13 protein-coding genes (1 of these 13 running past the window's edge) are annotated in these 15073 nt (G+C 37.1%); 1 reads left to right on the top strand and 12 read right to left on the bottom strand.

The genetic code is table 11. The annotated features are described in order from the left end of the window. The 6 genes from BTOYO_RS14795 to acpS form a co-directional block, all read right to left on the bottom strand. Positions 1 to 2103: the 5' portion of a Tex family protein gene (locus tag BTOYO_RS14795; protein ID WP_000426215.1), read on the bottom strand. Its footprint begins 66 nt before the window's first position; only the first 2103 of its 2169 coding nucleotides appear in the window; it begins with the start codon at positions 2101 to 2103; its stop codon lies off the left edge, out of view. 68 nt (positions 2104 to 2171) lie between these two features. Beyond that, positions 2172 to 2522, bottom strand: coding sequence for a type II toxin-antitoxin system endoribonuclease NdoA (gene ndoA / locus BTOYO_RS14790; RefSeq protein ID WP_000635963.1), 351 nt, complete (start codon positions 2520 to 2522; stop codon positions 2172 to 2174). Between the two features lie 4 nt (positions 2523 to 2526). Further along, complete coding sequence (locus BTOYO_RS14785) at positions 2527 to 2814, bottom strand: antitoxin EndoAI (RefSeq protein WP_000004570.1); 288 nt, start codon at positions 2812 to 2814, stop codon at positions 2527 to 2529. 299 nt (positions 2815 to 3113) lie between these two features. Next, positions 3114 to 4283: an alanine racemase gene (gene alr / locus BTOYO_RS14780; RefSeq protein WP_000390621.1), complete on the bottom strand. Its 1170-nt coding sequence runs from the start codon at positions 4281 to 4283 to the stop codon at positions 3114 to 3116. Between the two features lie 117 nt (positions 4284 to 4400). Continuing rightward, positions 4401 to 5351: a LolA family protein gene (locus BTOYO_RS14775; protein ID WP_002037834.1), complete on the bottom strand. Its 951-nt coding sequence runs from the start codon at positions 5349 to 5351 to the stop codon at positions 4401 to 4403. A 156-nt stretch (positions 5352 to 5507) separates the two neighbouring features. Then, positions 5508 to 5867 carry a holo-ACP synthase gene (acpS, locus tag BTOYO_RS14770; RefSeq protein ID WP_000635048.1) on the bottom strand — a complete coding sequence of 120 codons (360 nt, stop codon included), beginning with the start codon at positions 5865 to 5867 and terminating at the stop codon, positions 5508 to 5510. Between the two features lie 92 nt (positions 5868 to 5959). On the opposite strand from acpS, the gene BTOYO_RS14765 reads away from it, so the two are divergent. Continuing rightward, complete coding sequence (locus tag BTOYO_RS14765) at positions 5960 to 6532, top strand: rhomboid family intramembrane serine protease (protein WP_000908503.1); 573 nt, start codon at positions 5960 to 5962, stop codon at positions 6530 to 6532. Here BTOYO_RS14765 and uvsE read toward each other — a convergent pair. The 6 genes from uvsE to BTOYO_RS14735 form a co-directional block, all read right to left on the bottom strand. Then, positions 6525 to 7487, bottom strand: coding sequence for a UV DNA damage repair endonuclease UvsE (gene uvsE / locus BTOYO_RS14760; protein ID WP_000961174.1), 963 nt, complete (start codon positions 7485 to 7487; stop codon positions 6525 to 6527). The two genes, BTOYO_RS14765 and uvsE, sit on opposite strands and share 8 nt — an antisense overlap. Before the next feature lie 93 nt (positions 7488 to 7580). After that, positions 7581 to 9170 carry a degradosome RNA helicase CshA gene (cshA, locus tag BTOYO_RS14755; protein WP_000206605.1) on the bottom strand — a complete coding sequence of 530 codons (1590 nt, stop codon included), beginning with the start codon at positions 9168 to 9170 and terminating at the stop codon, positions 7581 to 7583. Between the two features lie 305 nt (positions 9171 to 9475). Further along, the gene (gene murF, locus BTOYO_RS14750) at positions 9476 to 10852 is read right to left on the bottom strand and encodes a UDP-N-acetylmuramoyl-tripeptide--D-alanyl-D-alanine ligase (RefSeq protein WP_000610669.1); all 1377 of its coding nucleotides are present in this window, start codon (positions 10850 to 10852) and stop codon (positions 9476 to 9478) included. A 60-nt stretch (positions 10853 to 10912) separates the two neighbouring features. Beyond that, positions 10913 to 11998, bottom strand: coding sequence for a D-alanine--D-alanine ligase (locus BTOYO_RS14745; protein WP_000161430.1), 1086 nt, complete (start codon positions 11996 to 11998; stop codon positions 10913 to 10915). Between the two features lie 238 nt (positions 11999 to 12236). Continuing rightward, on the bottom strand, positions 12237 to 13511 hold the full coding sequence (locus BTOYO_RS14740) for an MDR family MFS transporter (protein WP_000799751.1): 1275 nt from the start codon (positions 13509 to 13511) through the stop codon (positions 12237 to 12239). Between the two features lie 107 nt (positions 13512 to 13618). Next, complete coding sequence (locus BTOYO_RS14735; RefSeq protein ID WP_000809351.1) at positions 13619 to 15034, bottom strand: branched-chain amino acid transporter BcaP; 1416 nt, start codon at positions 15032 to 15034, stop codon at positions 13619 to 13621. Positions 15035 to 15073: the final 39 nt, after the last annotated feature.

The following is a 15073-nucleotide window of genomic DNA, read 5'->3' as shown; positions in this document are numbered from 1 at the left end:
TTTTACGATTTGCCCTACAGATACAACATCTAATGGATGCTTTACAAACTGTTTGCTTAATTTAGAAATATGCACTAAACCATCTTGTTTTACACCAATGTCAACAAAAGCACCAAAATCAACAACGTTACGAACTGTCCCTTCCAGTTCCATACCACGCTGTAAATCTTCTAATTTCAAAATCCCTTTTTTCAGAAGTGGTTTTGGCAATTCATCCCTCATGTCTCGCTCTGGACTAATTAAGGCATCAATAATATCAACCAATGTCGGCTCACCGATCTCCGTCTCTTGAGATAATTTAGAAACATCCACTCCCTCTAAACTCTCCTGCAAGTTCGGTTTCCCTACATCATTCTTCGATAACCCTAGACTCTTTAGTAGCAATTCGACATTTTTATATTGTTCTGGATGGATCCCTGTACGATCTAACGGATTCGCGCCTTCTAATATACGTAAAAACCCAATACACTGTTCATATGTTTTCGCGCCTAAACGAGGGATTTTCTTTAATTCAGTACGCTTCGTAAATTTCCCATCTTCCTCACGCTTAGCTACAATATTTTTCGCAACTGTTTTTGATAACCCCGAAACATATTGTAACAATGCAACTGAAGCTGTATTTACATTCACACCAACTTGGTTAACTGCTGTCTCTACCACAAATGTTAACGATTCATTTAATCTCTTTTGAGTTACATCATGTTGATATTGCCCCACCCCTACCGATTTAGGGTCAATTTTCACGAGCTCAGCAAGTGGATCTTGCAGGCGTCTTCCAATTGAAACCGCGCTTCTTTCTTCAACTTGGAAATCAGGGAATTCCTCACGAGCTAAATCGGAAGCCGAATACACACTTGCCCCTGCTTCATTTACAATAATATAGAAAACATCCTGTTTCACACTTTGTAATACATCTACTATAAACTCTTCCGTTTCTCTAGAAGCTGTGCCGTTCCCAATTGCAATCATTTCAACTTGATATTTATCTATAATAGAAAGAACTTTCTTTTTTGCATCATCATATTTACGAACAGGTGGATGCGGATAAATAACATCGATATATAGAACTTTCCCCGTATCATCTACTACAGCTAATTTACAACCAGTTCTATATGCAGGGTCTACGGCTAGCACAACCTTCCCTTTCATTGGAGGTTGTAATAATAAATTACGTAAGTTCTCAGAGAAAATATGTATCGCTTGTTCTTCAGCTGTTTCTGTTAATTCTTTTCGAATTTCTCTTTCAATCGAAGATTGAATTAATCGTTTATAGCCATCCTCAATCGCTAATTGTACATAATGCGCACTTTTTGAATCGTTATCACGGATTACTTTCTTATATAAGAAAGTTATTATCTCATCTACTGGTGGAACAACAGAAACTCTCAATATATCTTCTTTCTCACCGCGATTCATCGCTAATACACGATGCGGTACTACTTTCTGCAACGGTTCTTCATAACTGTAATACATTTCATATATATTCTTTTCATCTTTTTCTTCGTCTTTTACAACCGAAGACATAACACCTTTTCTAAAAGTAACATTCCGAATCCAACTACGATACGCAGCTTCATCTGAAACGATTTCTGCAATAATGTCTTGCGCACCTTGCAACGCCTCTTCTGCAGATTCCACTTCTTTTTCTGCATTAACAAATTCCATAGCCTTTTTAGCCGGATCTTCTTTTTTATATAACAATAACCATTCAGCTAGCGGTTCTAATCCTTTTTCTTTTGCAATCGTCGCTTTCGTTCTTCTTTTCTCTTTATAAGGACGATATAAATCTTCTACTTCCTGTAGTTTCGTTGCGGCAACAATATGACGGCGCAACTCTTCGGTTAGCTTACCCTTTTCACCAATAAGACGAAGAACCTCTTCTTTCCTATCTTCAAGCTGCATCATATATTGCCATCTCTCTAAGATTGCACGAATTTGCACCTCATCTAAAGAGCCTGTCCATTCTTTTCGGTAACGAGCAATAAATGGAACTGTGTTACCTTCTTCTGTTAATTGAATAACATGACGAACTTGCTTTTCGGTAAAGCCTAATTCTTTCACTAACATTTTCATTAACGCTTGTCGATTATCTACCATTTCCATATACAACCGTAACCTCCTCTATAATAAAAAAAAGTTGCCCTTCAAAGAGAGCAACTTAAACTGCCGATTTAAAAATCTATTAGTCCTAAACTAATTTGTAACGCTTCATCTACACGAATCATCATCACTTCATCCAAATGAGTGATTTTGTCCGTTAAGCGTTGCTTATCGATTGTTCGAATCTGCTCAAGTAAAATAACAGAATCTCTCTCAAATCCATACTTTTTCGCATCAATTTCCACATGAGTGGGTAATTTCGCTTTTTGAATCTGTGCAGTAATAGCCGCTACAATCACCGTTGGACTAAAACGATTTCCGATGTCATTTTGAATGACAAGAACCGGACGAACGCCTCCTTGCTCAGAACCAACAACTGGGGAAAGGTCTGCAAAATACACGTCGCCGCGTTTTACAATCAAAATATTACCCCCCGCTAACTAAGCGTTCTACCGTATGAGCTGCTTCATACTCTGCTAAGAAAGCTTCAGATGCAATACCAAGATTAATTTTTCCCATTTCAATGTACCCACGTCGCATTGATTCATGTTGGTAGCGTTTCTTCGTCTTATGTTGACGCAATAACAGTTGTGTTGCCTGGCAAATTAGTTCATGGCGATTCTTATTCTCTTGTTTTCCAATTCCGTCCAATTCCGTTACCATTTGCTTTGGCAACCGAACCACGATTTCAGTAGTTACACTTGATTCGGACACAAAAATACACCTCCACCGTCAACTACACACCCAAATATATATATGACACCTATTGTAATAATACCATTGTATGGAGCCTGTTGCAAAGACTTCCTTATTCCTTGCTTATGTTTTCCAATTCACAGGAAAAACATTCATCTTCTATTATTTTTCATCTTATTTTAAACAAGGAACAAAAGAATTCCTATGCAAAACTTATATTAAAAGTGATTATAAGTAAAAGCTTCTCATCAAAAAAGAGCATATTTTCCATCAATAAAAAGCTCAATTAAATGACAAGAAGCAAATTAGATGATCTTCTATATATTATTCAAATAATTGATGATTTCTACAACTTTACCATGTCGTATAAATATTCTCGGCACACGGAAACTAATCGTTGCAATAATTTCATAATTAATAGTCCCGGAATATTCAGCAACCTCTGTAGCGCTAATATATTCATCACCTTGTCGTCCAATGAGTGTAACTTTCGTACCAAGCGGGACTTCACAAGGAAGATGAATCATGAATTGATCCATTGTTACTCTCCCTACAATCGGTACTCTTTTACCATCCACAAGCACTTCAAATCCTTGTAATCTTCTAAGCCAGCCATCTGCATATCCAATCGCAACAGTTGCAATCCATTCTTCAGTTTTTGTTCGGTAAGTGACGTTATAACTAATTCCATCCCCTTTAATCACCTGTTTAATATGAGCAACTTTCGTATGCAATGATAACGCCGGTTCTAATTTAAATGGTAAAAAAGGACGTATTTCTACAGATGGGGATAATCCATACATCGCAATACCAATTCGTACTGCATTAAATGTAATTCCTTGAAAACGTAAAGTTGCAGCACTATTAGCTGTATGGACAAATTTAGGATCCACTCCGAATTCCTTCAACCAACTTAACTGCTGCAAGAACGTGTTATATTGCTTATCAAAATACGAAGTCTCAACCTCATCTGCTGTTGCAAAATGCGTATATACTCCTTCTAACTCTAAAAATGGTGCACCTTCTAAACTCTTTAAGAATTCTTTTAATTCTTTGCGTTCGCGTATTCCAATTCTCCCCATACCACTATCAAAATTAATATGGAATTTCATTATAGATGAACCATCCCATAGTTTGATGGCTTCTTCCACCCATTCTTTTTGAAAAACAGTTAATGCTACATCATTTTCAGCAGCTACATTTATATCTCGAGGCGGGGAAGGACCTAGCACTAAAATTGGTACGGTAATACCAGCCCTTCTAAGAACTAAGGCTTCATCTAAAAAAGCAACTGCTAATCTTGTTGCACCTGCTTCTAATGCGGTTTTAGCCACCGGTACATAATCGTGCCCATATGCATTCGCTTTAACTACAGCAAAAATCTCAACATTACTCGGAATGAACTCTTTAATATGCGTAATATTGTTATAAATCGCATCTAAATCCACTTCCACCCAAGTATCACGGTAAAATGACGCTTCTTCCATAAATACACTTCCTTATACACGATATGCGAAGCTTATTCTTTTATATGCTTCTTTTATGAAATCCACCTTCAAACTAAGAAAAGACGTGGTGCACATATATCACCACGTCTAAGAAGTTTACTTCACCTGCTTCGCTGTAACTGAACGAGCTACCATTAACAACTCATTCGGCTCTAAACCTTTAGACACGAGCATATATTCTACTCCGTTATGTGACCACGTTACAGATTCTTTCGTCAATGCACCAATCGTAAACCCAAGATCAACCGGCTCTCCACTTACACTTACTGCTGACGAAGCCTCTGCAACTTTTGCCTTTTCTTGTATTAAGGTAAAGGATTTCTTATTTCCAGTGTATGTGAGTATCGTACGCTTGCCACTGTCTGTCTTCAACTCTTTTTCGTCTTTCAGAGTCATGCCTTGCGGCGTATCACGCGGATACAAAATAGCAAATGGTTTGTCTTCTTTCGCTGTTGTTTGAACATCTACTTGCGCTCTAGACATATTTTGTTTCGTATCAAATGCACCTTTATCAAATTTCGCATCGAATTTCACTTTAGAGAAATCTACTTTCACAAGAACATTTTGATCATTATCCATTAATTTCACCGAAACTGGTGTTAAATCGCTTTTCTTCAATGTAATCTCTTGTTTCGGTAACATATTTTGATGTTGATAGTTTGTTTTTGTTTTGAAAATATAATATTTATCTGTTTTCTCGAAAGTAAGGTTTTTCTTATCCTGCAAAATATCTCTTACAAGTGATTCATATAAATAGGCCTGGCTACTATTTTGCGGCCAATCACTTTGAAAACGGAAACTCTTATTAAGCGCTGGAGTTAATACAAATACCCCTTCTTCATTTCTTAAAATAATTTGGCTCTGATCTTTTTTTGCATTCTGTAAATTCACACGATAAAAAGAAGGTTCTTTATGCCAAATTTCCACTTTATACTCCTGAGGCTCATTCCCTGTTTTAATAGTTAATTTCGCTTCAGCTTGATAACTTTTCATCCCTTTCACTTTCGCTTCTAAATCTCTCACAACATCATCTTGTTTCTTTTCCATACAGCCCGCCAACACAAAAACGGTCAATAAACCGACAAGAACTAAAAACAGACGCCTTTTCATCACTTCAGCCCCTTTGCCCCTATAAATGAATGGAAGGTGTACCTTCCTTATCGCTACCTCAAATATATGAGACAAGGATATGAAATATGCAGACTAGCGTGACAAGCTTTCTAAAACAACTTGTGCAACAGCAAATTCCTTACTATGACTAATTGATAAATGAACAATATGCTCTGTATTTGCAATAAGAAGCGGCTTCCCTCTATCATCATTTTTCACTTCAATATCTAAAAAACTCACTTCTTTCCCGATACCAGTGCCTACCGCTTTTGAATACGCCTCTTTCGCTGCAAATCTTCCCGCTACAAACTCTGTAAGGCGACTCCCTTTCAGTTCCATAGCAACATTACGTTCACTTTCAGTTAAAATACGTTCCATAAATTTAAGCTTTCCATCTAGCATTTTTTCAATTCGATTCAATTCAATAATATCTATTCCAATCCCTACAATCATTTCGAAATCCCCTTCTTCTATTTAGCTTTCTTCTTTCATATTGTAAGAATAACAGAGAATCATTCTGATGCAAAAGGAGTGATACTACCAGCATGCTAATACGACCCACTCGCATTTCCTTAAATCCAATCATCCTCTCTTTACTTCTTATTCAACTATTCATGATGATGTTAGGCGACTTCTTTCTCTTTCCAATGGCAGCTAACAATGAATATATCACTAAAGGAGAATGGTGGCGTGTCATAACTTCTCTGCTCGTACACGTGGACTTACAACATTTTCTTTCTAATAGTATTTGCTTATTTATTCTTGGCTCTTCTATCGAAAAACAACTCGGACACATTTCTTTTATCATTCTATTTTTTCTTCCCGGTATTTCCGGAAATATCGCTTCTTATATTATTATGCCTCCTGAATACATTCATACGGGAGCATCTGGTGGGATTTTCGGGTTACTAGGCGCCCAACTATTTTTATTGTACAATCGATACCGCCCTTCACACTCAAAAGAAATTGCTATTTTCTCAATCATGATACTTATATTACTATTATTTACTTTCTTTAATCCTTTCGCCAATCCTATAAGCCATTTAGCAGGATTAATAACCGGTGGTATTTTAACTCCTTTTTTAACAAAAAAATTCGATGGTGCTGAGCTTATTTAATGTAAAAGCTCGCACCATCGATAATTTCCACATCTATTTGTTTACTTAAGTCTCTCATGAGTTGAAATAAAGACTCATCCTTCTGCTTCGCCTCAATCATACAATCAATTTGCCCAACACTTCCCTTAATCCTTCTTAAAAAAGATAAGAATGCATCAACATCAATAAAATCAGCGTGTGCCCTCGGGTCTTTCTCATCTCTAGGACTGGAGATATGCATTTTAACTGGTAACAAAGATGTTTCCCACGTATGAACAACACGCGCCCAATCTTCATGCCAATCTTCTCGTTCATTGTTCATCGTATGATGATGCAAATCAAACACGACCGGAATGTCTAATTTTTCTCCTAAATACAATGTTTCCGCTAGCGTGAAGGTTGTATCATCATTTTCTAACATGATCATTTCTTGAATACCCCTTGGAACGTTAGACCAATTTTCTATAAAGCGTTCTAATGCGAGCTCTTTATCTTTATAACCTCCTCCAACATGTAATACACATCGTTGCTTATGTGCAATCCCCATACCTTTTAACATTTTTTTGTGCATCTGCAAAGTTTTTACTGACTGTTTAAAAATACTTTCCTCCGGTGAATTTAGTACAACAAAGTGATCCGGATGGAAATCAATACGCATATTCATACGAATTGCGTATTCACCTAGCACTTTTAAACTTTCTTTTAATGGACGAATATAGTTCCACTCTAACAACTCCTCATGATTCGCTAAAGGAATAAGCTTAGAACTAAGTCGAAAGAAAGATATATCATGCCCCTTATTATGCTTTAATAACCGCAAGCAATTTTCCAAATTCGAATTAGCGATTCTTTCAAGTTTACGAATCGCAGCCTCTCGATCATCAATCCGTTGAAACTGTGCATATGTCATCGTTTGAGATGGAGATGCGTTCTTCAAATGCACACTCATCGCAACATACCCAAGCCTTACAAGCATATCGTACCTCTTTTCTACATGAGTTATTATGTAGTATGTACAATTTTAGAAATAAAAAAAGAGAATGCCAACAAAGGGCATTCTCTTTTTTTATTAAGCTTGTGGACGGCTATGATGTTTTCTTTCGCCGCGTCCATTTGAAGAAGATCCAGGGCGACCTTGACCTTCACCTCTACGACCACGGTTACCATCACGGCCACCATCACGATTGCGATCACGGTTACGACCATCGCCACTGCGTCCGTCACGGTTACGGTCACGGTTACGACCATCGCCACTGCGTCCATCACGACTACGATTACGGTTACCATCACGGTATCCGCCTCCGTTACCACCGCGTTTTTTAGAACCGCCACCTCTTGAAACAACTGGTGGTTCTGATGTTAAAGCGATTGGTGTTGTATCTGGCTCTTTTGTCATCATTTTTAAAGCAGCAGCTACTACTGTTACAGAGTCGTTCTCTTCTAACATTTCTTCTGCAATACGCTTGTAGTATGATAAGTTATCATTTTCAATTGTGCTTTGAAGTTTTTCAGCGATTAAACGTTGTTGACCTTCTAGTGCCTCGTCAAGTGTCGGTGCTTCCATACGGTCAACCTTACGTTTTGTTGTACGCTCGATATTTTTTAATTGTCCTGATTCACGTGGTGTTACAAATAACATTGCAATACCTTTTTTACCTGCACGGCCAGTACGACCGATACGGTGAACGTATGATTCTGGATCTTGTGGGATATCGAAGTTGTATACGTGTGTTACGCCTGAAATATCAAGACCACGCGCAGCAACATCTGTTGCAACAAGAACTTCAATAGCACCTTCTTTAAATTTACGTAATACAGACATACGTTTCGCTTGTGTTAAGTCACCATGAATACCTTCTGCTGCATAACCACGTAAGTTTAATGCTTCTGATAATTCATCAACACGACGCTTTGTACGACCGAATACGATCGCAAGCTCTGGAGATTGAATATCTAGTAAGCGCGTTAATACGTCAAACTTTTTCTTTTCTTGCACTTCTAAATAGAACTGCTGAATGTTTGGCATTGTTACTTCTTTTGCTTTTACTTTAATGTGTTGAGGCTCAGTCATGAAACGCTCAGCAATACGACGGATTGGATCTGGCATTGTCGCTGAGAATAATAATGTTTGATGTGTTTCTGGCACATCTGTTAAAATTGCTTCAATATCTTCAATGAAGCCCATGTTTAACATTTCATCCGCTTCATCAAGAACAACAGTCTCAACGTTTTGTAGGCGAAGTGTTTTACGGTTAATATGATCTAAAATACGACCCGGCGTACCAACAATAATGTGTGGGTGTTTTTTTAGAGCACGAATTTGGCGGTTAATATCTTGACCACCATAAATTGGTAAAATACGAACGCGTTTATGTTTACCAATTTTGTATAGTTCTTCTCCAACTTGAATTGCTAATTCACGCGTTGGCGCGATAACAATACCTTGAACTGCTTCTTTACGAGTATCTACTTTATCTAATAGCGGTAATCCAAATGCTGCTGTTTTCCCTGTACCTGTCTGCGCTTGCCCAATAATATCTTTACCTTGCAATGCATGTGGGATTGTTTCAGCTTGAATCGGCGTAGCCTCTTCAAAGCCCATACTTTCAACAGATTGCAATAAAGATTCACTTAATCCTAATTCTCGAAATGTTGTCAATGTTACTTCTCCTTTTCTATCCTATACTTATCATTTAAAAAAAGGCATTTTCCGAATTGGCGGAAAAGCCCTTTTCCTGAATGCTCACGTATATAAACGGGCGTATTTCTACACGAAAATACTTTTAAACGTTATTACACTTTATCAATTATAAGTTTTGTATGTGCAAAAAGCAAACCCAACTGTTACCTTATTTTCATATTCAGGACTTTTTTTCTTCACTTTTATTTTTTAACATCCTCTGTAAGCGCTTATTATAAGTTTCTTCTATTTTCGTGACTATCATCCCTATTTATATTCACCAATTATTTCAACATCGTAATAACTTCTTCTAATTTCATACCACGAGATGCTTTAACTAATACAACATCGTTATTACCAACTACCGCCTGTAAATCTTTTACAAGCTCTTCTTTATTATGATAGGCCTTTACACGTTCACCAGGGAAATTAATTTCCGCTCCCTCAGCAATTTGAGCCCCTAATCTACCATATGTGAATACATATGAGATTTTTGCTGGGTCAATTAATTTACCTACTTCATAATGAAATTGAACCTCTTGGTCTCCAAGCTCTAACATATCACCAAGCACGACGATTTTTTGAGAAAAACCATCTAAACCATTCATTAAATGGAATGCTGCTTCCATAGCTGTCGGACTTGCATTGTAAGCATCATTGATAACTGTTAACCCACTATCCTTTTTTACAATTTCCATGCGCATACCTGTCATTTGAAGTGTTACTAAACCTTGTTTCATTTCTTCCCATGTCACACCAAAATGTTTCGCAATCGCCATGGAAGCAAGTGTATTATACACATTATGTTTCCCTAACACTGGTATATAGAATGAAATGTTTTCTTCTCTATTCATTTTAAAATGTGTGCCAGTTGCCTGTAATGTTACAGTCGTTGGATAGTAATCGTTTGCTCTGGCATCACCAAATGTTACTGTTTCCGTCGCTAAATTCATTTCAGGAACACGATTTGTTAATAATGGCTCATCTCCGTTATATACGAACACTCCGCCTTCTTGTAATCCTGCCACAATTTCTAATTTCGCTTCTGCAATTGCCTCACGAGAGCCTAAATCCATTAAATGCGCCTCACCAATGTTCGTAATGATAGCTGCATTAGGACGAGCTAACTTAGATAAGAATTCAATTTCTCCTCGGCTTGACATACCCATTTCTAATACAGCAACTTCCGTATTTTCTTCTAGGTTTAAAATAGTAAGAGGTAAACCGATATGGTTATTGAAATTACCTTCTGTTTTTTGAACTTTGAATTTAGTCGCAAGAAGGCTTGTTACAATATCTTTCGTAGATGTTTTACCGTTACTACCTGTCACACCAATAACTTTAACATCCAATTGATCGCGATAGTTTTTCGCTAACATTTGTAATGCCAATAGTGTGTCTTCTACAAAAATAACTGGAAGATTCTCAGGCGGATTTGCTACATCTTTCATCCATAATGTAGCAACAGCTCCATTTTCAACAGCTTTATCTACAAAAGCATGTCCATCGAAACGTTCACCTTGAATCGGAACATATAAATTTCCTTTTTCGATTTTTCTCGTATCAATAGACACTCCCTGTATAGTAATTCCCTCATACTGCTCTGCTAATCCCGTACCATTTATCATCTGTTCTACTTGTTTTAACGTTCGATTAATCATGAAAACACTCCTTACATAGAGGAAGCACTATTCCTTCGAATAGTGCCTCCTCCTTTTTTGTTATATTGTATATTTAATTTTTTGTTTTTCTTCGTGACGTTCAATCGCCAAACGAATTAGCTCTTCAATTAATTCTGGATATGGTAATCCAGTATGTTGCCATAATAGAGGGAACATACTAAACGGCGTAAATCCTGGCATTGTGTTTACTTCGTTAATATATACTTCTCCGTCTTTCGTTAAGAAGAAATCAGCTCGTGTTAAGCCTGCACCATCTAAAGATTGGAATGCAACAATTGCATCTCGCTTAATTACATTAGACTCTTCTTCTGTCATTTCAGCTGGAATAATTAACGCTGTATCACCATCGATGTACTTCGACTTATAATCATAAAAGTCCTTTTTCGGTACGATTTCACCTACAACTGAACATTTCGGTTCGTCGTTACCTAGTACACCAACTTCTACTTCACGACCTACGATATTTTCTTCTACAATAATTTTGCGGTCGAATTGGAATGCCTCTTCAAATGCACTCTCAAGTTCTTCACGATTTTTACATTTATTAATACCAACACTTGAACCAAGGTTTGCTGGTTTTACGAAGCAAGGATACCCTAACTTCTCTTCTACTTTGTCATAAGCTTCTTCGCGATTTTTTTCCCATGCACTACGAATGAAAGATGCATATTTCGCTTGTTTCAAACCAGCTTCTGCAAAGATATTTTTCATAACAACTTTATCCATACCGGCAGACGATGCTAGAACACCATTTCCTACATAAGGAATGTTCATTAATTCTAATAACCCTTGAACCGTTCCATCTTCACCATTTGGTCCATGTAGTAATGGAAAAATAACGTCGATAGCATCTTCCTCAGAAGTTGCAGATGGAATAATTTCCGTGCTTAATGATAACGGAGAAATCGAATTTTCTGCACCGCTCATTTTTAAAGCTTCAACATCCGTTACTTCACCTTCAATACGCTCACCGCGTACCCATTGACCTTGCTCTGTAATATAAATCGGATGAATCTCGAATTTATCTTGATTTAACGCTTTAATAGCAGCAAGAGCCGTCTGTAACGAAACTTGATGCTCAGCTGATTTTCCACCATATAATAAACCTAATTTAATTTTCGTCAATTAAATCACCCTAACCAATTGTTTTCATTTTTCTATTTTAGCACTTTTTATAAAAATAGGTAGTTCCTATTTGAAATAAAATGTAACTTCCACAAATAATTAAATGACACCACTTATTGGATTTCTACACTTTTCTATTTCATTTTCTTCACAACTACACAAAATGAAATGGCAACCTAATCTAGTTATGTACCTAAAATATGTAGAAATCCCCTTTTTGTGTATGTCACCTATTTTATTAAGAAGATTGTTTGGTTAGTGTGTCCTTTTGCCTTTGTTCCACAAGGCGATCTAAAGAAACGTATACAATACCTGCAACTAAACATCCTACACCTAAAATTGTAAATAAGAAATGTCCGAGTAATCTATCTAATAAAAAACCTCCAAGAAGTGGACCAAATGCACTTCCCGTAATCCACTGCAAACTCGCTGCTCCCATATAAGTTCCTCTCAAATGCTCAGGGGCCAAATTCGCTACAAACGTCATCTGTACAGGCGACATAATCATCTCGCCTAACGTATATATGGCATACACGAACATTAACGTCACTAAAATAATTGTAGCATTTGTATTAAATTCTCCAAACCACTTCGGTAACCACCCTATAAAAAACAAACCAATTCCAAACAAACACGCCCCGTATAACATCGTCTTTCCGACAGGTTTATCTGTCGCCCATTTTGAAATTTGAAACTGGAACAACACAACTAATAGTCCATTTAGCGCCATTAAATACGGGTATGGATTGTTAACTCCAAAAATATCCTTCATTTCATTATCAAAGTGAAGTGGTAACATGCCTTCTGTTTGAGAAAATCCCATAGAAATAATGATACCTGCTAACAAATAAATCATTAACGCCTTATCTCTCATTAAAACTTTCCAAACTGCACCTGATTCCTTCTCTGCATTCTCTTCTTTTTTATCTGCTGCTTTTGGCATTGTCTCCTGGATAAGAATTAGTACAAGTAATGCATAAAATAGCATCGTAGAAGAAGCAATAATAAACACAAGATTCTTTGACAACACCACTACTGATGCACCCATTATTGGACCGATTGCAGCACCTATATTGTGTCCCATTCGCAATAAACCATATGCTTCGGTTCTTTTTTCTGGCGCGGTCACATCTGCAACCATCGCTGATGCAGCTGGATGAAATAAAGAATTACTTAATCCTAAAAAAACAGATAAAATTGCATATGAAATAAACCCTTCTATAAATAAAAAACCGAGCATTAATAATGCATTACTTGCCATTGAAAATATCATAATCGGCTTTCTTCCATATATATCAGCAATTCTTCCACCTATAAGCGATCCAAAGCTTGCAGCAATTGGAGAAAGCGCCATAATAACTCCAACCTGTAATAAAGAATCTACCTTATCTTTTAAATATAATGCGAAAAAAGGCATTAACATCATCATCGCAATTCCATTCAATGTCTCACCGATAAATCGAATCCATACGTTACGATCCATTTCCCTTAGCTCACGCCATGTATTTTTCATATTTTCACCCCTTTAGTTGACCAACAATTATCTTATAATAGATTCAGAAAAATGTAAATTTTCAAATAAAAAAACCATTCTAACAGAATTAGAATGGATTTTTCCACTTATAAATTCGCTACATCATCTTCTTTTTTACTATTATTTAAAACACTATGTTTTCGACTATATAAGAAGTAAACCGCTATACCGATAACCATCCATACTCCAAAACTAATCCACGCTGTCCCTGATAATTGAAGCATTAAGTATAAACAGAAAATTACTGTTAACGCTGGTAAAAATGGTACGAGTGGCGCCTTAAATGCTCTTGGTAAATCCGGATGAGTCTTTCTCATCACAATAACCGCAACAGCTACGAGTGCAAAGGCTGACAATGTCCCCATGTTTACAAGGTGTGCCAATACATTTAAATCTATTAATCCTGAAATCAATGCTGCAATAATACCCGTTATCCATGTATTTAAAAACGGTGTTTTAAATTTCGGGTGAACCTTAGCCAGACGCTTCGGCAATAACCCATCACGGCTCATCGCATATGAAACACGAACTTGCCCATACATCATCACTAGCATTACAGTTGTAATCCCTGTGATTGCCCCTACTGAAATTACCCCCGCTAAACCATCTTGTCCAATAAATTGAAGTGCAAAAGCAACTGGATCTGATATATTCAGCTGGCCGTATGGAACAATTCCTGTCAGAATAAGTGAAACAACGATATAAAGAACTGTACATATTAATAACGATGCAATAATGCCGATTGGTAAATCACGTTGTGGACGTTTCACTTCTTCCGCAGCTGTTGAAACTGCATCGAATCCTATAAATGCGAAGAATACTGTAGCAGCCCCAGCCATTACACCATCTAAACCAAATGGCATAAAAGGCGTCCAGTTTTCAGGCTTCACATAATTAAAACCAGCAAAGATAAAAATAAGAACAACTGCTATTTTAATAAATACCATAATATTATTTACACGTGCACTCTCTCGAACACCCCTAGATAAAAGAGCTGTCATCACTAAAATAATTAAGACTGCAGGCAAATCAATTATTCCACCTTTTCCTGTGCCTGGGGCCGAAGAAAGAATGGTCGGAATATGAATCCCAAATCCCTTTAGTAAAGACTGAAAATAAGCGGACCATCCATTTGCTACAGCAGATGTAGCAAGTAAATATTCAAGCATTAAATCCCAACCAATTAAAAACGCGAATACTTCTCCCATCGTCGCGTACGTATATGTATATACGCTACCCGAGACAGGAACTGAAGAAGCAAATTCAGCATAACAAAATGCAGCAAAGGCACAGGCTAATGCGGCTATCGCGAATGATAATATAATAGCTGGTCCAGAATGTTTTGCTGCCACTACGCCTGTAAGAACGAAAATACCAGTTCCAACAATCGCTCCGATTCCAAGCATAGTTAAATCCAGTGCGCCCAATGTTCTCGCTAACGTTTTTTGCTTACTTTCTTGCATTAACTTTGCAATAGGCTTCTTTTGAAAAATTTGCTTCATCGTCCACTCCTCCAAGTTTTAAATTTTCTGAAAATTTTT

It is taken from the genome of Bacillus toyonensis BCT-7112 (genome assembly GCF_000496285.1).
Lineage (GTDB): Bacteria > Bacillota > Bacilli > Bacillales > Bacillaceae_G > Bacillus_A > Bacillus_A toyonensis.
The sequence above is the reverse complement of the archived record's forward strand: the minus strand, read 5'-3'. Positions and strand labels throughout refer to the sequence as shown.

Coding starts and splice junctions, on each gene's coding strand:
- alr (WP_000390621.1), bottom strand. CDS start 4,283: ATGGAAGAAGCGTCATTTTACCGTGATACTTGGGTGGAAGTGGATTTA.
- BTOYO_RS14775 (WP_002037834.1), bottom strand. CDS start 5,351: ATGGAAAAGAAACAAGATGATGTTGTGAGAGATTTAGAAGCGAAAGTG.
- acpS (WP_000635048.1), bottom strand. CDS start 5,867: ATGATTGTAGGGATTGGAATAGATATTATTGAATTGAATCGAATTGAA.
- BTOYO_RS14765 (WP_000908503.1), top strand. CDS start 5,960: ATGCTAATACGACCCACTCGCATTTCCTTAAATCCAATCATCCTCTCT.
- uvsE (WP_000961174.1), bottom strand. CDS start 7,487: ATGCTTGTAAGGCTTGGGTATGTTGCGATGAGTGTGCATTTGAAGAAC.
- murF (WP_000610669.1), bottom strand. CDS start 10,852: ATGATTAATCGAACGTTAAAACAAGTAGAACAGATGATAAATGGTACG.
- BTOYO_RS14740 (WP_000799751.1), bottom strand. CDS start 13,511: ATGAAAAATACATGGCGTGAGCTAAGGGAAATGGATCGTAACGTATGG.
- BTOYO_RS14735 (WP_000809351.1), bottom strand. CDS start 15,034: ATGAAGCAAATTTTTCAAAAGAAGCCTATTGCAAAGTTAATGCAAGAA.